Below are 21168 nucleotides of genomic sequence, written 5' to 3' on the forward strand. Positions count from 1 at the left end.
CGCGTGGCAGCGATTGCAGTTGCGACCGGGGGCAAGATCGGCGGCGTGCGGCGCGTGCGTCCGCGCGAACGTCAGAAGCCGCGCGACAGCACGGCCGCGCCGATCGTCACGACGCCGAGCACGAGGTTGACGATCACGAGCAGGCGCACCGCATTGACCGCGCGCGCGCCGTCCGGCCAGTTCTGCGCCTGCACCGCGCGGCGGATGCGCGGAAACAGCGCGAAGCGGATATGCCCGTAGACCAGCATCATCACGACGCCGAGCCCCGCCATCGCGTGCAGCGGCCACGTCGCATGCGCGCCGCCGAATTGCGTGAGGAGGAAGCCGCCCGTGAGCAGGATCACGAGCACCGAACCCGCGACCCAGTTGAAGAAGCGGCCGAACACGGCTTCGACGAGCGGCAGGCGCAGTTGCGGCGACAGGTCCGACAGCGCGGGACGCAGGCAGAATTTCGCGAACACCATGCCGCCGACCCACACGGCAACCGCCAGCAGATGGAGAAACAAGGCAACGGCGATAGCGTGGGACATGGTGGGGTTCCTTCATGGTTTTCGAATGACCGATGCGCTGCTGGAACGCACGGCGCGCGAGACGTTGAGCGCGTTCGACAGCCGCGGCGCGCAGCGGTTCAGCGCAATGTCCGCGGGTCATGTTTTGTGGGGGATGCCCGCCAGCGCCTGGCGCGCCGGCGATGCGCATGGTTCGCATGCCGGGCGATGCGCGTGTAAGCAGGTGTCGGCGCGCAGCACGCATTGCCCTCGCCCCGCTCGTTCGAAAAGGATAACGAACGAAGACCAGTGGCGGTTCGCCGTTCGCCGCAACGTACTCGTCACTGCTGCGAACCACAAACTCAGCCGATGCCAGCGATTCGACGAACGGCGCTCGAACCGCGGATCGACGAATCGCCGAATCGCCTGCGTCCGGAAAATTCCGAACGCCAGCGCCGGCACTCGCTTCCCGACGCGCGCGCATCGCGAAAAAGGCCCCGCCGCCGCGCCGCGCGCCCCGACGTCCGCGCGGCCGGGCAGCCCGTTCGGGCCGCCCGCTCACGCCCGTCAGCGGGGCCCGGCGAGCCCGGCAAAGCTCAGTCGAGCACCGGACGCAGCCCGCTCACCTTCAGCCGGGTATCCGGCGCGCGGCCCTTGCGCGCCCGCTTGCCGACGTGCGGTTCGAGCGCGCGCCCCGCGAGCGCCTCTTCCTGCGCCTTGCCGCCGCGGCCCGCGCCCGTCAGCACGACGCCCGCCGCATTGATCGCGAGCGCCTGCACGAGCGTCTCCTTCGCGTCGAGCGCCATCAGGATCACGCCGCGCCCGCCGCCCGAAAGCGTCTTCATCTCGTCCATGCCGAACACGAGCAGGCGCCCGCCGCTCGACAGGCATGCGACCTGCGCGGCATCCGGCAGCACCGGCATCGGCGCGAGCGGCGCCGCGCCCGCATCGATCGTCATGAACGATTTGCCCGCCTTCACGCGGCTCACCATGTCGCCCACCTTCGCGACGAAGCCGAAGCCGTTGCTCGACGCGAGCAAGAGCGGCTGCTCGGCGGGCGCCGCGAAGTAGTGCAGCAGATGCGAGCCCGACTCGAGCTCGATCAGCGACGTGACGGGCACGCCGTCGCCGCGCCCGCCCGGCAGCACCTGGACGGACACCGAATACACGCGGCCCGTGCTGCCCCACGCGATCAGCGTGTCGGGCGTGCGGCACTGGAACGCCGCATACAGGCCGTCGCCCGCCTTGAACGAGAAGCTCGCCGGATCGAGTCCGTGGCCCTTCAGCGCGCGCACCCAGCCCTTCTGCGACACCACGACCGTCACCGGCTCGTCGACCACCTTCGCCTCGAACGTCGCGCGCTTTTCCTGCTGGATCAGCGTGCGGCGCTCGTCGCCGTACTGCTTCGCATCGGTCTCGATCTCCTTGATCATCAGCCGCTTCATCGCGCTTTCGTTCGCGAGCAGCTCTTCGAGCTTCGCCTTCTCCGCGCGCAGCTCCTCCAGCTCCTTCTCGATCTTGATCTTCTCGAGCCGCGCCAACTGGCGCAGCCGGATTTCGAGAATGTCGTCGGCCTGCCGCTCGGTGAGGCCGAACGCGCTGATGAGCGCGGCCTTCGGCTCGTCCGACTCGCGGATGATGCGGATCACCTCGTCGATGTTCAAAAAGACGATCATCCGCCCTTCGAGGATGTGGATCCGGTCGTTGACCTTGCCGAGCCGGTGACGGCAGCGCCGCGTGACGGTGGCCTGGCGGAACCGCACCCATTCGCCGAGGATCGACGCGAGCCCCTTCTGCGCGGGCCGCCCGTCCTCGCCGATCATCACGAGATTGAGCGCCGCGTTCGATTCGAGGCTCGTGTGCGCGAGCAGCGAATTGACGAATTCGGTCTGGTCGATCGTGCGCGTCTTCGGCTCGAACACGAGCCGCACGGGCGCGTCCTTGCCCGATTCGTCGCGCACCGCGTCGAGCAGGTCGAGCATCGCCTTCTTCGTGTTGATCTGCTCCTGCGTGAGCGTCTTCTTGCCCGCCTTGAGCTTCGGGTTCGTCAGCTCCTCGATCTCCTCGAGCACCTTCTGGCACGACGTGTTCGGCGGCAATTCGGTGACGACGAGCTGCCACTGGCCGCGAGCGAGATCCTCGATCTTCCAGCGCGCGCGCACCTTCAGGCTGCCGCGGCCGGTTTCGTACGCGGCGGAAATCTCCGCGTCGCTCGAGATGATCTGGCCGCCGCCCGGGAAGTCCGGCCCCGGCACGAGCTGCATCAGCTCCGCGTGCGGCAACGCAGGATGGCGGATCAGCGCGACCGCGGCGGCCGCGACTTCGCGCAGGTTGTGCGACGGGATCTCGGTCGCGAGACCGACCGCGATCCCCGACGCACCGTTCAGCAGCACGAACGGCAGCCGGCCCGGCAAGAGCTTCGGCTCGTCGAACGAGCCGTCGTAGTTCGGCATGAAGTCGACGGTGCCCTCGTCGATCTCGTCGAGGAGCAGCTTCGCGATCGGCGTGAGACGCGCTTCGGTGTAACGCATCGCCGCCGCGCCGTCGCCGTCGCGCGAGCCGAAGTTGCCCTGGCCGTCGATCAGCGGATAGCGCATCGAAAAGTCCTGCGCGAGACGCACGAGCGCGTCGTACGCGGACTGGTCGCCGTGCGGGTGGTACTTGCCGAGCACGTCGCCGACGACGCGCGCGGACTTCACGGGCTTCGCGTTGTCGCCGAGGCCCATCTCGTTCATCGCGTAGAGAATCCGGCGCTGCACGGGCTTCTGGCCGTCGCTGACGTCGGGCAGCGCGCGCCCCTTGACGACGCTCACCGCGTAGTCGAGATACTGGCGCTCCGCGTAGCGGCCGAGCGTCAGGAAATCGCCCTCGGGCGCCGCCGGCTCGGCGAAAAGATCGGGAGTGTTGTCGTCCATCTAGATTTCGTGTCCGTATATGCGATGCGTGCGTAGCCGGGCGCGCGCCCGGCTGCGCTCAGATATCCGCTTCGACTTCGTTGCCCTTTTCCTCGAGCCAGTTGCGGCGCGCGGCGGCTTCGCCCTTGCCCATCAGCATCGTCATCCGCGCGACCGTCGCCTCGAAGTCGAGCTCGCCGAGCGCGACGGGCATCAGGCGGCGCGTGTCGGGGTTCATCGTCGTGTCCCACAATTGCTCGGCGCTCATTTCGCCCAGGCCCTTGAAGCGGCTGATGGTCCATTGCGATTCGCGCACGCCGTCATTGCGCAGCTTGTCGAGGATCGCCTCGAGCTCGCCGTCGTCGAGCGCGTAGAGCTTCTGCGCGGGCTTCTTGCCGCGCGCGGGCGCGTCGACCCGGAAGAGCGGCGGCCGCGCGACGAACACGTGGCCGCGCTCGATCAGTTGCGGGAAATGCTTGAAGAACAGCGTGAGCAGCAGCACCTGGATGTGCGCGCCGTCGACGTCCGCATCCGACAGGATGCAGATCTTGCCGTAGCGCAGGTTCGACACGTCCACGCTGTCGTCCGGGCCGTGCGGATCGACGCCGATCGCCACCGAGATGTCGTGCACCTCGTTGTTCGCGAACAGGCGGTCGCGCTCGGTCTCCCACGTGTTGAGCACCTTGCCGCGCAGCGGCAGGATCGCCTGGTATTCCTTGTCGCGGCCCATCTTCGCGGAGCCGCCCGCCGAATCGCCCTCGACGAGGAACAGCTCGTTGCGCGCGATGTCCTCGGTCTCGCAGTCGGTCAGCTTGCCGGGCAGCACCGCGACGCCGGAGCTCTTCTTCTTCTCGATCTTCTGGCCCGCGCGCGTGCGCGCCTGTGCCTGCTTGATCACGAGCTCGGCGAGCTTCTTGCCGTGCTCGACGTGCTGGTTGAGCCACAGCTCGAGCGCCGGGCGCGTGAACGACGACACGAGCTTCACAGCGTCGCGGCTGTTCAGGCGCTCCTTGATCTGCCCCTGGAACTGCGGATCGAGCACCTTCGCCGACAGCACGAAAGACACGCGCGCGAACACGTCCTCCGCGAGCAGCTTCACGCCCTTCGGCTGCAGGTTGTGCAGCTCGACGAAGCTCTTCACCGCCTGATAGAGGCCGTCGCGCAGGCCGGATTCGTGCGTGCCGCCCGCGGGCGTCGGAATCAGGTTCACGTACGACTCGCGCGCGAGCGAGCCTTCCTCGCTCCACGCGACGACCCACGACGCGCCCTCGCCCTCGGCGAACGTGTCGTCGCCCGTGCGCGAATCGGCAAAGCGCTCGCCCTCGAAGAGCGGGATCAGGAGCTCGCTGCCATTCATCTCGTCGAGCAGGTAGCCGCGCAGGCCGTCGTCGTATTTCCAGCTCTGCCGCTCGCCCGTCTTCTCGTTGACGAGCACGACCTCGACGCCCGGCAGCAGCACCGCCTTCGAGCGCAGCAGCCGCTGCAGTTCTCCGAGCGGCAGGTTCGGCGAATCGAAGTATTTCGGATTCGGCCACACGGTCACGCGCGTGCCGGATTTCTTCTCGCCGCGGCCCGCGCCTTGCGTCGCGAGCGGCTTGACGACGTCGCCGTCGGCGAAGCCGAGCTGCGCGATCTTGCCGTCGCGCCAGACGGTCACGTCGAGGCGCGTCGCGAGCGCGTTCGTCACCGACACGCCGACGCCGTGCAGGCCGCCCGAGAACGTGTACGCGCCGCCCTTCGCCTTGTCGAACTTGCCGCCGGCGTGCAGCCGCGTGAACACGATCTCGACGACGGGCACCTTCTCCTCCGGATGCAGCCCGAACGGGATGCCGCGCCCGTCGTCCTCGACAGACACCGACTGGTCGGGGTGCAGCGTGACCGTGATCTGCCTGCCGAAGCCGCCCAACGCCTCGTCGGACGCGTTGTCGATCACTTCCTGGATGATGTGCAGCGGATTCTCGGTGCGCGTGTACATGCCGGGCCGCTGCTTGACGGGCTCGAGGCCCTTCAGCACCTTGATCGATGCTTCGCTATAGGCCGCTGCGGGCTTTTTCGTGGACATAGAAGCTCAGGTTCGTCATTCACCTTGACGTTATCCCCAGCTCGTGTGGATAACGTCGTGGACAAAACGTTGAATTCGATAAAAATCCGAGTCGAAACAATGGCGTGCTCGCACTGCTTCGAAAGTGGGCGGCGCGCCGCGCGCGACGGCTGCGCGGCACGCCGCCCGGAACGCGGCGTATTTTACTGGTTCCGCAACGGCGGGCTCATGAAGGCTTGCGTTTCGCTTCGAGCGCCTCCCAGCGCTCCAGCGCCGCGAGCAGCTCGTCGTCGAGCGCCGCGAAGCGCTCGGTCAGGCGCGCGCCCTCCTGCGCGTCCTTCGAGAAGATCGAGCCGTCCTCGAGCTGCGCGGAAATTGCCTTCTGCTCGGCCTCGAGCGCCGCGATCCGCTCAGGCAGCGCGTCGAGCTCGCGCTGCTCGTTGAACGACAGCTTGACCGTGCGCTGCGCGTTGCGGCCCGCCGCGCCCTTCGGCGCATCGTCCGCCGCGCTCGCGGGCTCCTTCGCCGCGCGCTTGGCCGCCTCCTCGTCCGCGATCCGCTGCGCGCGCTCGCGCTGGATCTGCCAGTCGGTGAAGCCGCCGACGTATTCGTGCCACCGGCCGTTGCCCTCCGACGCGATCACCGACGTGACGACATTGTCGAGAAACGCGCGGTCGTGGCTGACGAGCAGCACCGTGCCGTCGTAGTCGGTCAGCAATTCTTCGAGCAGCTCGAGCGTCGGGATGTCGAGGTCGTTGGTCGGCTCGTCGAGCACGAGCACGTTCGCCGGCCGCGCGAACAGGCGCGCGAGCAGCAGCCGGTTGCGCTCGCCGCCCGACAGCGACTTGACGGGCGAGCGCGCGCGCTCGGGCGCGAACAGGAAGTCGCCGAGGTAGCTCATCACGTGCTTGCGCACGCCGCCGATCTCGACCCATTCGCTGCCGGGGCTGATCGTGTCGCCGAGGCTTTTTTCCGGATCGAGCTGCGCGCGCATCTGGTCGAAGTACGCGACCTGCAGGTTCGTGCCGGTGCGCACCGTGCCCGCATCGGGCTTCAGCTCGCCGAGGATCAGCTTGAGCAGCGTCGTCTTGCCCGCGCCGTTCGGGCCGATGAAGCCGATCTTGTCGCCGCGCATCACGGTCGTCGAGAAGCGGTCGACGACCGTGCGCTCGCCATAGCGCTTCGTCACGTCGGTCAGCTCCGCGACGATCCGGCCCGACTTCTCGCCCTGCGCGACGTCGAGCCTCACGTTGCCCTGCGCGTTGCGGCGCTCCGCGCGCTCGCGGCGCATCTGCTCGAGCCGCGCGACGCGGCCGACGCTTCGCGTGCGCCGCGCCTCGACGCCCTTGCGGATCCACACCTCCTCCTGCGCGAGCAGCTTGTCGAACTTCTCGTTCTCGACGCGCTCGACTTCGAGCTGCTGCGCCTTGCGCGTCTGATACGCGGAGAAGTTGCCCGGATACGACAGCAGGCGGCCGCGGTCGAGCTCGACGATGCGCGTTGCGACGCGATCGAGGAACGCGCGGTCGTGCGTGATGAAGAAGAGGCCCGCGCGCTGCGAGACGAGCAGTTCCTCGAGCCACCGGATGCCGTCGAAATCGAGATGGTTGGTCGGCTCGTCGAGGAGCAGCACGTCCGGCTGCACGACGAGCGCGCGCGCGAGCGCCACGCGCTTCTGCATCCCGCCCGACAGCGCATCGATCTTCGAGTCGCCGTCGAGCCCGATCTGCGCGAGCGTCGTGGCGACGCGCGTGCGCCAGTTCCATGCGTCCGCCGCGTCGAGCGACGATTGCAGCGCGTTCATCCGCGCGAGCAGCGCGTCGTGCTCGGCGCCTTCGGGCGTATCCGCGAGCCGGTGCGCGGTCTCGTCGTATTCGGCGAGCAGCGCGCGCGTGCCGGTCAGCCCCGACGCGACGGCATCGAACACCGTCTGCCCGGCAACGAATTCCGGCTCCTGCGGCACGTAGACCGTCACGAGATTCTGCTGCCGCGTGACGAGCCCGTCGTCGGGCTTCGCCAGGTCGGCGACGATCTTGAGCAGCGACGACTTGCCGGCGCCGTTGCGGCCGATGAGCCCGACGCGCTCGCCGGCTTCGAGCGAGAAATCCGCGTGATCGAGCAGCGCGACGTGGCCGAACGCGAGTTGCGCGCCGGTGATGGAATAAAGCGACATGGGGAAGACGGCGGAGAAAAAAACGGAAGCGCTCATTGTACCGGGGGCGGCGCACGACGCCGATACGGCACAATGGCCTGACGCGAAACACGAGACGCCGGGCCCGCGCGAGACGGCCGGCGGCGCGGGCTGGCGGGAACCTTGCGCGGTCCTCGCCAGCCCAATGACCTACTTGACGTTGACCGTAATGGTCCGGCTCATCTCCGGGCCGTACGAGCGGTGCGCGCCATCGCCGAACTGCAGCGTCAGCGTGTGCTGACCGGGCGGCAGCCTCACATCCGTCTCGGTCTGGGGCTTGCCGAAATGCAGCGAGTGATCGTTGGCGGGAATCACGTCGCCCCTCGCCACCGGCTTGCCGTCGATCAGCAGGTGGTGATGGCCGGTGTGGGGCGTCATGTCGCCCGCGGGCCGAAGCACGATGTCGCCTTCGAGACCGAATTTCACGTGGACGGGGTTCGTGACGGACGCGCCGTCGGTCGGCTCGACGAAGTACACCCTCGCTTCCGCGTGCGCCGAGGCGGACGCGAAAAGCGCGGCCGCGGCGAACACGCCGGCCAGCCATTTGTTGTAGAACATCGCTCTCTCCTTTTGGGTTGAAAGGCCATCGAAGCATACACTGCGAGCGGGCGGCGCGTCGTGGGTTGTGGGTTTGGAGCGGGCGGCGGGGGCGCGGGAAAGCGGGCGGACGCGACAAATCCGGTACCATTGCGCCTTTCGCCGCTCGATGTGCCGCGTTCGCGCGATCGGGCGACGCCGATTGCAATGGTTCCTCAAGAGCGCAACATGAGCGAAGTGGTCGAATACAAGAGCTGGGTCTGCCTGATTTGCGGCTGGGTCTATAACGAAGCAGAAGGTTTGCCCGACGAAGGCATCGCGGCCGGCACCCGCTTCGCCGACATTCCGGACGGCTGGCGCTGCCCGCTGTGCGATGTCGGCAAGGAAGATTTCGTCGTCGTGGAGTTCTGAGGCAGGCGATTCCGAGGCCGGCGATCCGGTCGCCGCGACGCGAAGGCGGACGTTGCGCAAAACGTCTTTGCTATACTCTGCCCTCGCCATGCGTCGACCGACGGGCGGCGCGCTCGAATCGCATCGAAGTAAGATCGAATCGAGCGGCCGGACAAGCTCGATAAAGCGATTCCGATTCGAAGCTTGTTTCCGTTTGGCGAATCCTATCCGCTCCCCGTAGTTCAGGGGATGGAATGATAAGCGCGGGGCTTTTCCAACAAGGTTCCAGCCCCTTGCTGTAGCAAATTTGTAGCACACAAAAAAGCCTGCTCGATGCGGGCTTTCGTGCTTCCGGGGATCGATCCCGCTATTCGGTTGCAAAGCAACTTGCAGCGCCCAATGATGCAGCAGTGCCTGCGCCGTATCTAACAGGGCGTTGATCTCAAAGCTACGCTTGAAACATACGCCAGCAATTTCTGGAACGGTCGGCCGCTATAGCGCCGAGACTAGCCGTTCCACCACTCAGGCGTGGGCTGTTTCTTGGTGAAAGGCGAGCACTGCTCGCGAACAAGTCGCATGTCCTTGTAGTCCAACGTTACGACTGAGACGGCGGGGTCAGTTGGCCACTCCGCAACCGCGAAATCGGCTTCGTACTCTTTGCCTTCGATACACACGATATAGGGCTCACCATTGAACGCCACAGCCGTGGTCGCCCAGATGCGCGCTTCTCCATGTCGATCGAGCGTACCATCGAAGGCAGTCGAATCATATTGATTGCAGGAGGCCCCAGACAATCCGAATGACGAGATGCACGGCATCCGCCATGTCGTTTGGTAGACCTTGACATCTGCTCCAGATAAAGGGTGTCCTTCTCCCGCGACTACCCGTAACGTCAGGTGCCGGGGAAAGACCCAAGGCCCCGCGTGTTCCCACATCAGGAAATAGAGCGCCAAAGGGATGCCAACGAAGAGCCAACCATTTCTGAGCTTCATACGCACCTACGTGACGAATCTGCGCGCGTTCGAAGCCGCATCGCCCCGGGAGACAGATCCCTGAATATTAAAATTCGTTTGAAAACTGCCACGTCGGCAACCCCAAACACGATGGAGATCGAGCCCACTAGAATCCGACCGAGGCCGTCGGCGAAGAAGCACGCGTTTCGATCTAATGGCCGATGAATGGCATTCCTATGAACGCCCACATCCCAACCAGAACCAACGACTCAATGATAAACATTGCTTGATCATATGCGTTGCGAAGCACCGAGCGTCTCGCATAGACGATGTAAATCAACGTAAAGAGTGGCGTCACCACCCACGTGGCGAGCATGAATCCAAGAAACTCCATGGTGCCCGATACGAAAATTCCGCTGTGAAATCCGCCGACCTCCACGTACCAGTACGCGAACCCAATCCACGGAAGCCACAATCCAATGAGGGTGGCAATCGCAAGCTTGATTGCACCATATGAAGGTCCAGAACCAGCACTCTCCAAATCTGAGGGATTAATCATAGGAGACCTATTCACATTTTTTGCAGGTAAAGCAGTTGACCAACAGCACCGCTAGGTCTGCATCTGCAAGCGCCCAACGGATCCACGCGAGACCTACCTCGGCGCTCAACCTCCGCATCCTTACATGCCAGATTCTGTTTCTCTACTCACCATCATCAATCGACTCTGCCGACAAAGCTCCTTTGCTCACCGCGAGTCGGATGACCTCCTCAATACAGCAGCCTAAATTCGACCAGATGTCGGCATCGATGAAATCAAAACGCCCCCACATGACGTCCTGTGACCGTCGAAGGCAACCGCCCGTCCGTCAATCTGAACATGCTCATCACCTTCAAGAATTTCGCATTCGCCAAGCCCCGACTGACAAGTACAGCGATCGCCGACCCGAGCAACTGCGCGCCCCATCACCACGGATCGTTCGCTACCAGTCTTGACAACCTGACAACCATGATCCGTCGAATCGCCCACTCGAATCACGCCTCTCATCGACTTACTCTCCGAAGTTACTCAAAACCATGCCGAGAATCGAACGCCGCCGCGACTACTTCCGGTCCCGTCCAGACGAGGAAAACTATGCCCGCCATCAGTGCAACGCTGTTGATTACATAGCCTCGGCATCCAGGACCGCGCATTTCCCAAGGCGATGTGATAAAGGCATGCACGCAGCGAAGCACAAGCAACAACGCCGTGCTTCGAAAGGTCCATACCCACCACCAATCTGCACCGTTGGCACCGGCCATGCCATGAATCAACCCCGCGCAAACTCCAAAATCCCAAAGCCGAGGAAGGTCGCCATAAACAAGACAGAACGCACTGGCGAAGGCAGCATCCATTCCCGAACGTCGTCAGGTTTCGCATTTGTGGATTGGATCTGACGGTCGCGCTCTTTCATGGAGTTCACGATATAGCCATCATTTGAACGGATTCGCGCCGTTGTTCGCTTGAGCCCACGCTGCTTTACTCGTCGCGTCGGGCGGGCTAACCATGATGATGCTCGCTGTACCATTAGGGCGCCGGTTGACGGTCGCACTCGCTCCGCCATCCTGATAGCCTGCAATCAGTCCCAAACCGATCTGTACAAGTGGCGAACTCACACCGGTGTTGCCAATGCGAGCACCGATATCGTAACCATCCTTGACGTCGCTCAGGCTCGGGGCAGCCGCGCCTGCTTGCGCGAGCGCCTGATTCAATGGGACAGCCCATAGGCGATCGCCAGTCGTATCGTAAAACACGCGTTTCGGCTCCTTCCCGCCTGGCAACGTTGCGACGGCCTGCTCCCACCCCGCTTTTAGCGCTGCCGCCTGAGCCACAGTCTTGAGCGGTTGTCCGTGATCGTCGGTCAGCTTTACATCAACCGGACGATGGAGATATCCGAGCAAAGGTGCATCGTCGAATTGCTTGACCTGCCACGTCGTCCAGCGCACTGGAATATACGGCGTTGGCGTGAACTGACCCGGCCCTTTGTTGTCGATGGTTTTCCAGAACGCCGGCAATTTCGCCTGCCACCACGTAGACGACATCACGCCAATCGCTCCCGGATACAGAACGCCAGCCTGCTTTTCCTGCTCGATGTAATGCGCTGTGAAGCTGTCAGGGCCGCGGCCGTCGTTCTGCTCCCAAAAGAAATTCCACAGCTTGATGATGTCGTATTCGGTACTGTTCCGATCGATCTGCGCAGTCTGCTCGACGGCGTACGGACGAATAAGTTTGTCCACTCGATCCGAACGGGACACGAGGATGGCGCCCATACTATCCGGCAGTTCGGGAATGATGTGTCCCGCGCGAGATGTTCCGCCACTACCAGGCGCAACAAGAAGCGAGCGCAGCATCGACCCGTCCTGACTGACCACCAAGGCAGCCGGTACGTCTGGATGCGAGTCGAAAAACGCGAACAGCTTCTCGATCATTGCCGCGCCATCGCTAGTATTAGCGTCCGCCTCCCACAGGAAAAGCGTCACACCAAGACTCGCTTTTTGCCTGCCATCAGCAATATTCTTTGCCGCACGAAAATCATTCCGCTTGTCTTTTGGTGGTCCCCAGACAATGGTTGGCACCGGCCAGTATTCGACGGCATGACGACCGCCTTCCTTGAATGACAAAGTAGTTGACACACCAAGATCAGCCATCCGGATATCGTCACTATCCGGATAGTCTTCCGGATTTGCCGATACATACGATGCGTGGTTGTCAGCCTTTTTTTCGATCTCGCGCCAGATTTCCTCGTCGGCATATTCACCAACCACGATCCCCATTCCACGAACCTCAAGCACGTACTTTTGTCCGGCCTGTGACAACATCGTGGAAGAGCCGTTGAAGCCGTGCGCTACGACTGCACTGCTCTCTTGATTGCCCGGAACCGGACGGTCGGATGTGCCAGCAGTCGCCACCGGAGATCGATGCAACCACGCGACGCTCGCGGCGTACGCCAAGGCGATCAAAGCCAAGATCACTAGCACGCCATTCCGAATGCTACTTCCCATTTGCGGCATCTCCTGCCCTGTCGTTTGCCAATAACTGTAGTGTCGCGCCATCACAAAGATAGTCCAGATTATCGCCACCACAAAAAACGCGGCAGCATACGGCCAAATTCGCGGTCTCGCGATCATCGCGGCATCCCCTGGAATACTTCCCCGAGCGTCTTATTCCCATACATCATCTGGGCTTTCTGCGCCTCTTGTTTGTAGTACTCGGCCTGAGCCTTCTCTTGTGCAGCGATGGCCGCTGATGTCAATTCACTGGTTACCAATGGCGGCGGAGTCGAAGACACGTGCGCATCAGGAAAAGTCCCGTACATATAATAGTCGGAACAGGCTTGAATAAAATCCTGCATCTTGGAATCAAGACGATCATAATTTGCATTTTTTTTAATCTTGGCGAGTGACGCCGGAACCATTTTCCAGTCCGCCATCAGGATCAGCAATTCGCGCCAAACCGGATCATCGAGCGTGATGGCCTGACCAATCGCGACGTCCATCGCGGTCACCCACCGATGATTCTCCGTGCTGTGCAGCACACCCGAATGGTAATTGTTGGGTTCTCGAGCGTCCGGATTCTGCTGCATGTCCAGACGAGCTTCATTCGGGGTTTGCTCTCGTTGAATGAGATACTGCGGCGGAACGATCGGAAGCAATGCGTTCTTGATCATTGAGGTCGCAGATGTGTCCGGGACCACCCGCCAATTCTGCGACTGACCGTCGATCGCCTTGCCCTGATTGAAAGCAGTCTTGTAAGACTCGATGCTAGCCAGCGGATTACGCGTCGTCTCGACGGTAATCCATTTGAATGACGCGTATTGATTGCCCAACGAAACATCCTTCGTGACATCGTCTGGCGTCATCATCCCGGCCACGTCGGCGTGGCCGGGACGTGGACCACCTTTCTTGATTTCGCCACCGTACAAGTCGGGTTCGCACGGCGGCTTCAGTTCCTCACCGTTAATAAAACGGATATCGTTACGAGTAAATGACGCCTGCAGAGCAGCATTCTTGCTCGATTCAAGCACCGTGCCCAACATGGTTCCATCCGTGTCAGGTCCAGGTGTAAGTCGCTCGAACCGGTCGCGCACGGGCACCCGCGCAGGTGATGTGCCGACCAGCACCTTCTTGAACTTGCCATTGCCGTTATCATCGCGCTCCATCCGCGTCCACATGCGCTGGTGGAAACGCTTGGGCGCAAGGGCCGTCATGGCCTGCATGGTCTTACCATGTTTGGCGGCAGCTCCATCAGCAGGCACTTCATCAGGCACACCAAACGTTCCGATCCCGCGCACTTTCTTAAGCCCTACCACCGTATCTTCAGGGCAAAAGTACAGATACACCTTGCCGCGATTGTCTCGCTCGTCGAACGTAACCCAGTTCTTACCGTTCTTGTCCAGTCGCTTTCCGCAGGTCTTGCTCCAGTTCGCGCCTGCTCGACCACTTGATTGCTCCGCAGTGATCAGCAGGTCTGCCAGATCGGGAACGGTATGCGGCTCGCTCGTAACCACATTGACGATATCGATCAGCGTTTTCAGCTTTCCGTGGCCGGTCTGGTTGCCGTCGTCTTCCGTTGCGTAGAGGCTGTAGGGTGTGTCCACCATGATGATGCAATCAACGCAACGCTGCCCCTGTTGCTTAAGAATCGCCTGTGCCAGCAGGGTAATGATCGTCCCCTGACTGTGGCCCAACACTGTAATGGTTTCATGCCGAGGGTCTATGCCATGCTCAGAGGCCAACGCCTTCGGCTGGATTGTGCGAATCGTCTTGATGAGGTTCGCCAGTCGCGTCGCTGCCAGTACGAAATAGCGCCGATCAGGCGCTTTGCCCGCGAACACGCTGTTCCCAGCCACTGCGTTGCGCATCACAAGGCGCGTTTTCAAGTCCGGCTCGAAACCTCGACCGTACATCTGCGGGATGTTGTTGGTTGCGTTGGCAAAGAATCCGCCGGCCTTTGCAAAGTGTGCATCGAGCCGATTTCCGTTGACATCCTGATACTGGCCACGTGTCATAAGGTTGCCGCGATCGTCTGCCACCCGACTCTTGATGATGCCGGGGTTATTCAATTTGGCAATATCCCGATTGTCGGCACGCAACCCCCAATAGAACGGAATAAAAAAACTTTTCGTGATATTGGGAAGTTCGGCACGCTGATATAGATACATATCAGGATCGGACAAAATCTCCGCTTGCCGCTTGCTCGGATTGTTTTGAGTCTTTGCTCGTTGATAAAGGGCGCCGTAGCTACCCTCTTTCAAATCGGTCCGTGACAAGCGCTCATTGAGCCCTTGACACAGCCCTTGCTCGACAACGGAATACACGGCACCCGGATCGTTCACCCCGTGAATAAAGATCACGATGCCCGGCAGATCACCCGGCAGCTGCACGTTGCGAGCATCCGGTCGATCCGAAATCGTGACGCCAGCGCCCTGCGCATGCACACGATAGTCGTTGTTGGTCTCGGCCACAGAATTCTCCCCTGTCGTTTCAGAGCGACGGCTTCAAGATATCGATCTTGGCGATGCGCATCACGTCGTCCTTCACCAGATCCGTCAGCCCACTGGCATCCGACTTCCCTTCGATGATCCGACCGTCGTTGAGCGCGATGCGATATTGCTGGTTAGCCGCCAGCGCCGGCGTTTCCGGCGTATGCCCAGGGAAGTGCAAACGGAACTGCTGGTCGGTCGGCTGGTTCGTGAAGGATGTTTTCGAAGCCTGCTCCGTCGACGGCCCGCCCCACTGGTGCGACGCCGACAGCAACTTGATGTCACCGTTCGTGCCGAGCGTCACGCCACCGCCGATCTTGATATAACTGCCGTCTTCGGCAACGAACCGGATCGTCGGTGCGGTGACAAGCACCTCGTTCTCATTCGTCGCGATCTTGACGCCCTTCTGAGCATTCGCCGTCAGGGTGTCGGCCTGCGCCTGCAGCAACATCGGCCCCTCACCGGCCACGGCCTGTACGCCAGTGCCGCGCGCGAACAACTGCATTCCCTGTCCGGCCGTCGCATTAAAGCGCTGACCGCTCATCAACTGAAGATGCTGCTGCGCGACCTGATCGATGTTCTCGCCCGCATACGTTACGTGCGTCTTCGGCGTCACGTTCACCGACCCGGCCTGCGCCCCGAACGCCATCAGCGCCTGCGAACCGCCTGTGGCACTGCCGGATTCCGATGCACCGCTCCCCGGCGTCCAACCCTTGAACGCCTGCGCGACGGCGGTCTGCCCTGCCGTATCTGCCGCCTGCCCGCCATGCTGCCCCGCGTAGTCGCCGAGTGACTTGAAGAGCTCGGTGCACTCGCCGAGCAATTGCAGCAATTCATCGCGATCGAGCTGGCCGCCGCTCGCCTGCGAGCGCGCATAGGTCGTCAGCAGAATGCCCTGCGCCGCCCGCAGCGCCGCGGCCGCGTCCGTGCGCAGTTCCGCGCCTTCGCCGCGATCCTGTCCGACGCCGTTGTTGCGCGGCTGGGTCAGATAACCCAAATTCAATTGCGTATGCGCGTGTTCGCTCGCAAGTTGAGCACTTATCTGCTGCGGCGTATCGTCGAGACGGAGCTGGTTATATTTCCGGCCCTTGATTTCCTGCGTCTTGATTCCCGACACGAAACGGTTGCCCGGCAGCGAGCCGGTATGAGTGAACGTCGCGGGCGTGTTCACGCCGTTTCCGAGCACACAGAGGATCACCAAACGGTCGGGATCGCCCGCGATACAGCCCAGCAGAACCTCCATGCCGGCGCGCGGCAAGAACGTTACGCCGAAGCCCGCCCCGGCCAAACTGGATGCCACCCGGATCGGGGCGCTGTCGCCCATATTGCCGTTGGTGCCTGCGCCCTGCGCATGCGCGTGATCGCCCGCATCGAGCCCCTGTATCTGCACGTAGACCCGGCCAAGTTCGTCGCACACGACTTCCTCGCCGCTGCGCGTCACAATCACGCCCGTGAGCAGATGGACGGGCGGCAGGTCGATCTTCGGATCGTACGCGGGCGTGAGCGGAACGCCGCGCCGCACGCAGGTGAACGCGTTCTCGTAGCGGGTATCCGATTCCGCCTCGAGCGCGGCCGGCAATGCGGGTGCAGCCTGCGTCAGATTGCGGCTCGCGGCAAATAACGCGTGGACGCGCCCCGTCAAGCCCTTCGGCAGATTGTTCCAGACCTCGTGATGCACCGACGTGATCATGAACTGCCGTTTCTCGGCCGGCTGCATGTCGAGATCGACATCGCCGGTCAGCGTGAACCAGTGGCCGACCGGCATATCCCGCACACTGCTTACGCCGTCGTAGCGCTCGGCGTCGAATTGATGCGCGAGCATCCGGTCGCGCGTAATGCGATCGTGATCGTCCCACGAATCGCCGACATGCGGAATGTCGATCGCCACGTCCGTCAGCAGGTTCGCAAGGTCGTTGCCGGCTTCGCCCTGATCGATACTCGCGGTCGCTGCCGAATCGTGGACACGCCCCTGCTTGTAGTCCCACGACGGCCGGCTCGCCTGCCCGGAAATCAGTTGCTGATGCAGCGCAAACAGCGTGATCGTGTCGCGCTGCTCGGTCGCGGCGTCGCGCGGGTGCAGGCGCACCGTGCCCGCCGGGGCCTCCGGCAATTGCAGCGGGTTGTCGCAAAAAACAAGCGTATGGACGGGCGTCTCGTCGTGAATGTTGCGCGGCGGCGTCGCGGGACCGGCTTTCGCGAACACGTTGATGCCCTCGCGGCGCAGCAGCCGGCGCACGAACTTCGCGTCCGACTCGTTGACCTGCCGGGTCAGCTCGCGCGCCGGATAACGGCTCCGGTCGAGGCCGGACAGGTCGAACTCGAACGCCGGCCGCGAGCGCCGGGCTACGGCGCCGCCATTCGTTCAACAGGACCGCCAGCACGTCGACGACGCTCGTCTTGCGGAACACGCGCGAATTGGTGCGCTTGTCCATGCTTCAGCCGCGCCCTTAGTTCGAAACGTCTTTGATATACTCTGTCCCCGCTGGCGGACTTGAGCCCGCCAGCGGTCGCCGATCTTGAGGATCGAAGCCATGAAACACCCCGTTTGTGGACTGTAGCAATGCGTCATCCACATACGCTGCTACAGGGTCGATTTGTAGCAGAGTTGTAGCAGGCGGGGCGTTGAACTATGCTTCACGGCTTGTCATTTCGCGTCATACGCGGACAGGCGAAAATCCCGGAAAGGCAAGCTGGACAAGGCTAAGAACCTGATTCACAAGGGTTCGATCCATCCCGCTCAGGCTATCCGCTCCCCGTAGTTCAATGGATAGAACAAGCGCCTCCTAAGCGCTAGATACAGGTTCGATTCCTGTCGGGGGGACCAGTGGGACAAGGGTTTCAGGGATCGGCGTGATACGTTTGTGATAAATCGCCTTCCCTACTCCCCATCCGGAATCACCGCGTCATCGCCCGTCGTCGATGTCAGAGCGTTGTCGCAGTGCCCCTTAGCGTGTACTGTCCGGGCCCCGTCTGCGTGGCTGTGCGGAAATGCACGATCTCGCCACCGACGTGAGCCAGACAGAAAGCCATGCCGCACTGCTGGCGCGCATCCAGAAGCTCGAATCCCAGGTCGGGCAGTTGCAGGAAACGCTCGACGCGCAAGTCGAGACGAGCCTGCGCAAGCAGATGTTCGTGCCGCGATTCGACATCGCCGACGCAGCCGATTCGCATCGCTTCATGTCGGCCTCGACCTGCAGCGCATCCGATCTTCTGCACCCCGAATATCGGCGAATCTGCGGGCTCCTCAACATCGAGCGGCGCTTCCATCGCAAGGTCTGGGAGTGGGCGTTCATCGTCCACAAGCTCGAACAGGCCGGCGTGCGACGGAGGGCAAGCGCGGCCTCGTATTCGGCGTCGGACGCGAGCGGCTGCCGGCCTATTTCGCGAGCCGCGGCGTGTCGATCGTCGCAACCGACGCGCCCGCGGAAATCAGCGAGCAGGTCGGCTGGACGAAGTCGCTCGAGCACAGCAGCTCGCGCGACCAGTTGCGCTATCCGGACATCGTCTCCAACGAACAGTTCGACCGCCACGTGTCGTACCGCACCTGCGACATGACCGCGATCGACAAGGATCTCACCGGCTTCGACTTCACGCGGCCGTCATGCTGCTTCGAGCACCTCGGGCCGCTGCAAGCGGGCCTGCAGTTCGTCATCGACAGCGTCGAGCAGACACTGAACGACGGCGGCATCGCCTGCCACACGACCGAATTCAATCTGTCGTCGAACGAAGGCACGCTCGATCACGGGCCCGTCGTCTTCTATCGGAAGCGCGACATGCAGGCTCTCGTCGAGCGTCTGCAAGACCTCGGGCACGAAGTGCAGCCGTTCGTCGTCGCGCCGGATTCGCATTATCTCGATTCGTATGTCGATCTGCCGCCGTACCGGCAGAACCCGCATCTGAAGCTGCTGATGGCCACGCACGTCGTGACGTCGGCGGGCATCGTCATACGAAAGAACGGGCTGCGCGATAGGCGCAAATGGCTGGCGACGCTTGCGGTGCGCGCGTCATGGACGCATAGGCCGCCGCACGGGCATTACCGTGCGCGGCATCCGCATTCGGGACCCGCTTGGCGCTTGCACGTTCGGCCGCGCGCGCTCGACGGTGCGCGCTCGACGGTACGCCCTTGGCGGCACGCGCCGGACGGCGTGCCCGGCGGCTCGCGCTTCGCAACGTATCGGTCGCGGCTGTGTGCGCATCGAAAGCTCGCCGGGCTGCGGCATTGATCGCGGTCGCCGGGATCGCATCGATGAAGCAGCGCCGGAACGAATCCGCCGACGCGCCCGTATCGCGCGTCGTCCGGGCCGCCATCGACGTCCGCTCTTTCCGCTGGCACGCGCGATGCGTGCCTTGCAACGCCGCGGGCTTTGCTGCGATGATTGCCGTTGACCGGCGTTTCGATGCAGCCGCCGCAGATACACATGAGAAGCCGATGGCGACCAGCCAGCGTCCGCAGCGATACGCGGCCGCATTTGCCGCCGATACGTCGATCGCCGCCCGGCCGCCGCGCACCGTCCGCATGCGGCCGACCATGAAGTTTTCCGACTTGCGATGAAAGCCGCCCCGCCCGATCCTGCTGCCAGAAAACGCCGACGCCCGTCGCCCCTCGTGCTCAACCTCTTCGCCATGCTGATCGGCGTCGTCACGTTCGGCCTCGGCGCGGCCTGGGTGATCTACACGTGGCTCGTCGACCGCGAAGCGCCGTACTTCGCCATCCCGCTCGTCTTCTCGGTACCGGTGATCGTCGCGGTCGCCGTGCGCGGCATCTGGGAGTGACGCGCGTTCGCTCGCGCGGGCTGCGCATCGCACCCACCGACCTTCGCCGACCTTCGCCCCCCTTCGCCCCCCTTCGCCCCCCTTCGCCGCCGTTCACCATTGTTCGCCCCGCGTCGTCCGTCGACGCCGTCGAAGCGACCGACATCGCCGCCCCCGCGAATTTCCCGGCCGGACTGCTGTCCTACCGCGCAACACGCTCGTCCGATTCCCTCCCGTTTACCGCCTGACCGCCATGCCATCCAAGCCGCATCGCCCAAGCCTCAGTTTGTTCTCCGTCCGCCTGCTATTCGCCGTCTGCGTCGTCTGGATCGCGTCCGTTGCGGGTGTCGCATTCGCGTCGCCAGCCCACGCGGCGGACAAGGCCTGCGCGCGCACGTCGGCCGCGCACGGCCACGCCTGCCGCGTCGCGCGCCACGTTCATGCGAAGCACGCCAAGCGCGCCGCCCGCGCGCGGCATCATGCGCCGCACATCAAGCATGAGCGCAGGGCCATTCCGGGAAAGAGCGGGCATCGTGCTCGGGCGAGCGCGCATCAGCCTCATCCGAAACGCAAGCGTCCGCGCACGTCGCGCGACGCCGTCGTCGCGGCCGCGAAGCCGCAGTTGCTCGCGAGCTGCGGCTACACCGCCGCGTCGCGCCGCCTGCTGCGCTCGCGCGCGATCTACGTCGTCGACGAGCGCACGGGCACCGCGCTGATCGAAAAGAACGCGGATCGCGTCGTGCCGATCGCGTCGGTGACGAAGCTGATGATGTCGATGGTCGCGCTCGACACGCGCGCGCCGATGTCGCGCCCGCTGCGCGTCAGCGCGCAAGACCGCGACTACGAGAAGTTCACGGGATCGCGCCTGAAGGTCGGCTCTGTGCTGTCGCGCCGCGACATGCTGCACATCGCGCTGATGTCGTCGGAAAACCGCGCGGCGGCGGCGCTGTCGCGCGACTATCCGGGCGGGCGGCCCGCGTTCGTCGCCGCGATGAACCGCAAGGCGCGCACGCTCGGCATGAAGCGCACGCATTTCGTCAACGCGACCGGGCTCTCGCCGCGCAACGTGTCGACGGCGCGCGATCTGTCGCGGCTCGTCGCCGCGGCGAACCGCTATCCGCACATCAAGACGTTCTCGACCGATACGTCGAAAACGGTCTTCCCCAGCCGCGGCGAGCTGCGCTATGTGAATTCGAACGCACTCGTGCGCGCCGGCGACTCGAGCATCGTGCTGCAAAAGACCGGCTTCATCAACGAAGCGGGCCACTGCGTGGTGCTGCGCTACGCGGTGCGCGGACGGCTGGTCGACATCGTGCTGCTCGGCGCGCCCGGGCCGCACGACCACGTCGCCGACGCGGCGAAGATCCGCCGCTGGCTCACATGCTCGATGCAGTGACGCTGCC

General features: G+C 63.5%; 17 protein-coding genes, 1 tRNA gene and 2 pseudogenes. 6 read left to right on the plus strand and 14 right to left on the minus strand.

Annotated features, from left to right (window positions below):
* Positions 1-71: 71 nt before the first annotated feature.
* From WT16_RS03860 to WT16_RS03880, 5 genes are all read right to left on the minus strand, one after another.
* Positions 72-530, minus strand: a complete 459-nt coding sequence (locus tag WT16_RS03860; protein WP_063532739.1) for a CopD family protein — start codon at positions 528-530, stop codon at positions 72-74.
* A 554-nt stretch (positions 531-1084) separates the two neighbouring features.
* On the minus strand, positions 1085-3403 hold the full coding sequence (parC, locus tag WT16_RS03865) for a DNA topoisomerase IV subunit A (RefSeq protein WP_063532740.1): 2319 nt from the start codon (positions 3401-3403) through the stop codon (positions 1085-1087).
* Between the two features lie 58 nt (positions 3404-3461).
* Positions 3462-5444 (minus strand): DNA topoisomerase IV subunit B, encoded by a 1983-nt coding sequence (parE, locus tag WT16_RS03870; RefSeq protein WP_063532741.1) that lies wholly within the window; start codon positions 5442-5444, stop codon positions 3462-3464.
* Between the two features lie 205 nt (positions 5445-5649).
* The gene (locus tag WT16_RS03875; RefSeq protein WP_063532742.1) at positions 5650-7596 is read right to left on the minus strand and encodes an ATP-binding cassette domain-containing protein; all 1947 of its coding nucleotides are present in this window, start codon (positions 7594-7596) and stop codon (positions 5650-5652) included.
* Positions 7597-7764: 168 nt separating this feature from the next.
* Complete coding sequence (locus tag WT16_RS03880; protein ID WP_015601721.1) at positions 7765-8172, minus strand: DUF4399 domain-containing protein; 408 nt, start codon at positions 8170-8172, stop codon at positions 7765-7767.
* Positions 8173-8379: 207 nt separating this feature from the next.
* Here WT16_RS03880 and WT16_RS03885 point away from each other — a divergent pair, with 207 nt between their 5' ends.
* Entirely contained in the window at positions 8380-8562 is a 183-nt protein-coding gene (locus WT16_RS03885; protein WP_006024969.1) for a rubredoxin, read from the plus strand.
* Positions 8563-9047: 485 nt separating this feature from the next.
* Here the strand turns inward: WT16_RS03885 and WT16_RS33445 are convergent, their stop codons facing one another.
* The 8 genes and pseudogenes from WT16_RS33445 to WT16_RS34745 form a co-directional block, all read right to left on the minus strand.
* On the minus strand, positions 9048-9533 hold the full coding sequence (locus WT16_RS33445; RefSeq protein ID WP_066571992.1) for a hypothetical protein: 486 nt from the start codon (positions 9531-9533) through the stop codon (positions 9048-9050).
* Positions 9534-9705: 172 nt separating this feature from the next.
* A complete protein-coding gene (locus tag WT16_RS03895) occupies positions 9706-10053 on the minus strand; it encodes a hypothetical protein (RefSeq protein ID WP_156521395.1) in 348 nt (115 codons plus the stop codon).
* A gap of 222 nt (positions 10054-10275) precedes the next feature.
* Positions 10276-10539, minus strand: a complete 264-nt coding sequence (locus tag WT16_RS03900) for a PAAR domain-containing protein (RefSeq protein WP_009911669.1) — start codon at positions 10537-10539, stop codon at positions 10276-10278.
* 17 nt (positions 10540-10556) lie between these two features.
* Complete coding sequence (locus tag WT16_RS33450) at positions 10557-10886, minus strand: hypothetical protein (RefSeq protein WP_156521396.1); 330 nt, start codon at positions 10884-10886, stop codon at positions 10557-10559.
* Positions 10887-10964: 78 nt separating this feature from the next.
* The gene (locus tag WT16_RS03905) at positions 10965-12659 is read right to left on the minus strand and encodes a DUF2875 family protein (RefSeq protein ID WP_082874688.1); all 1695 of its coding nucleotides are present in this window, start codon (positions 12657-12659) and stop codon (positions 10965-10967) included.
* Entirely contained in the window at positions 12656-14995 is a 2340-nt protein-coding gene (locus tag WT16_RS03910; protein WP_063532744.1) for a DUF3274 domain-containing protein, read from the minus strand. Before WT16_RS03910 ends, WT16_RS03905 begins: the two co-directional genes overlap by 4 nt.
* 19 nt (positions 14996-15014) lie before the next feature.
* A pseudogene (locus WT16_RS03915) lies at positions 15015-17445 on the minus strand (type VI secretion system Vgr family protein); the annotation flags it as partial.
* Positions 17442-17588 (minus strand): annotated as a pseudogene (locus tag WT16_RS34745) (site-specific integrase); the annotation flags it as partial. The pseudogenes WT16_RS03915 and WT16_RS34745, both read right to left, overlap by 4 nt.
* A 174-nt stretch (positions 17589-17762) precedes the next feature.
* Between WT16_RS34745 and WT16_RS03920 the strand changes: the two are divergent.
* Positions 17763-17837: transfer RNA gene (locus WT16_RS03920), tRNA-Arg, on the plus strand.
* A gap of 98 nt (positions 17838-17935) precedes the next feature.
* On the opposite strand, the gene WT16_RS03925 is transcribed toward WT16_RS03920, so the two are convergent.
* A complete protein-coding gene (locus tag WT16_RS03925; protein ID WP_231892026.1) occupies positions 17936-18280 on the minus strand; it encodes a hypothetical protein in 345 nt (114 codons plus the stop codon).
* 128 nt (positions 18281-18408) lie between these two features.
* On the opposite strand from WT16_RS03925, the gene WT16_RS03930 reads away from it, so the two are divergent.
* The 4 genes from WT16_RS03930 to WT16_RS03945 all read left to right on the plus strand — a co-directional run bounded on the left by WT16_RS03930 (position 18409) and on the right by WT16_RS03945 (position 21161).
* On the plus strand, positions 18409-19236 hold the full coding sequence (locus WT16_RS03930) for a class I SAM-dependent methyltransferase (RefSeq protein ID WP_231892027.1): 828 nt from the start codon (positions 18409-18411) through the stop codon (positions 19234-19236).
* A 23-nt stretch (positions 19237-19259) separates the two neighbouring features.
* Complete coding sequence (locus WT16_RS34290; protein ID WP_197486459.1) at positions 19260-19565, plus strand: hypothetical protein; 306 nt, start codon at positions 19260-19262, stop codon at positions 19563-19565.
* Positions 19562-19786 carry a hypothetical protein gene (locus WT16_RS03940; protein WP_063532747.1) on the plus strand — a complete coding sequence of 75 codons (225 nt, stop codon included), beginning with the start codon at positions 19562-19564 and terminating at the stop codon, positions 19784-19786. Before WT16_RS34290 ends, WT16_RS03940 begins: the two co-directional genes overlap by 4 nt.
* Positions 19787-20018: 232 nt before the next feature.
* Complete coding sequence (locus WT16_RS03945) at positions 20019-21161, plus strand: serine hydrolase (protein ID WP_015600486.1); 1143 nt, start codon at positions 20019-20021, stop codon at positions 21159-21161.
* Positions 21162-21168: the final 7 nt, after the last annotated feature.

It is taken from the genome of Burkholderia sp. MSMB1589WGS, from assembly GCF_001636105.1.
GTDB lineage: Bacteria > Pseudomonadota > Gammaproteobacteria > Burkholderiales > Burkholderiaceae > Burkholderia > Burkholderia humptydooensis.

What these genes read in the sequence shown, in the direction of transcription:
- parC (WP_063532740.1), bottom strand. Translation starts at nt 3,403, where the DNA reads ATGGACGACAACACTCCCGATCTTTTCGCCGAGCCGGCGGCGCCCGAG.
- parE (WP_063532741.1), bottom strand. Translation starts at nt 5,444, where the DNA reads ATGTCCACGAAAAAGCCCGCAGCGGCCTATAGCGAAGCATCGATCAAG.
- WT16_RS34290 (WP_197486459.1), top strand. Translation starts at nt 19,260, where the DNA reads ATGAAGCAGCGCCGGAACGAATCCGCCGACGCGCCCGTATCGCGCGTC.
- WT16_RS03860 (WP_063532739.1), bottom strand. Translation starts at nt 530, where the DNA reads ATGTCCCACGCTATCGCCGTTGCCTTGTTTCTCCATCTGCTGGCGGTT.
- WT16_RS03895 (WP_156521395.1), bottom strand. Translation starts at nt 10,053, where the DNA reads ATGATTAATCCCTCAGATTTGGAGAGTGCTGGTTCTGGACCTTCATAT.
- WT16_RS03945 (WP_015600486.1), top strand. Translation starts at nt 20,019, where the DNA reads ATGCCATCCAAGCCGCATCGCCCAAGCCTCAGTTTGTTCTCCGTCCGC.
- WT16_RS03900 (WP_009911669.1), bottom strand. Translation starts at nt 10,539, where the DNA reads ATGAGAGGCGTGATTCGAGTGGGCGATTCGACGGATCATGGTTGTCAG.
- WT16_RS33445 (WP_066571992.1), bottom strand. Translation starts at nt 9,533, where the DNA reads ATGAAGCTCAGAAATGGTTGGCTCTTCGTTGGCATCCCTTTGGCGCTC.
- WT16_RS03880 (WP_015601721.1), bottom strand. Translation starts at nt 8,172, where the DNA reads ATGTTCTACAACAAATGGCTGGCCGGCGTGTTCGCCGCGGCCGCGCTT.
- WT16_RS33450 (WP_156521396.1), bottom strand. Translation starts at nt 10,886, where the DNA reads ATGGATGCTGCCTTCGCCAGTGCGTTCTGTCTTGTTTATGGCGACCTT.
- WT16_RS03925 (WP_231892026.1), bottom strand. Translation starts at nt 18,280, where the DNA reads ATGGAAGCGCCGCTCGATGTTGAGGAGCCCGCAGATTCGCCGATATTC.
- WT16_RS03885 (WP_006024969.1), top strand. Translation starts at nt 8,380, where the DNA reads ATGAGCGAAGTGGTCGAATACAAGAGCTGGGTCTGCCTGATTTGCGGC.
- WT16_RS03940 (WP_063532747.1), top strand. Translation starts at nt 19,562, where the DNA reads ATGAAAGCCGCCCCGCCCGATCCTGCTGCCAGAAAACGCCGACGCCCG.
- WT16_RS03875 (WP_063532742.1), bottom strand. Translation starts at nt 7,596, where the DNA reads ATGTCGCTTTATTCCATCACCGGCGCGCAACTCGCGTTCGGCCACGTC.
- WT16_RS03905 (WP_082874688.1), bottom strand. Translation starts at nt 12,659, where the DNA reads ATGATCGCGAGACCGCGAATTTGGCCGTATGCTGCCGCGTTTTTTGTG.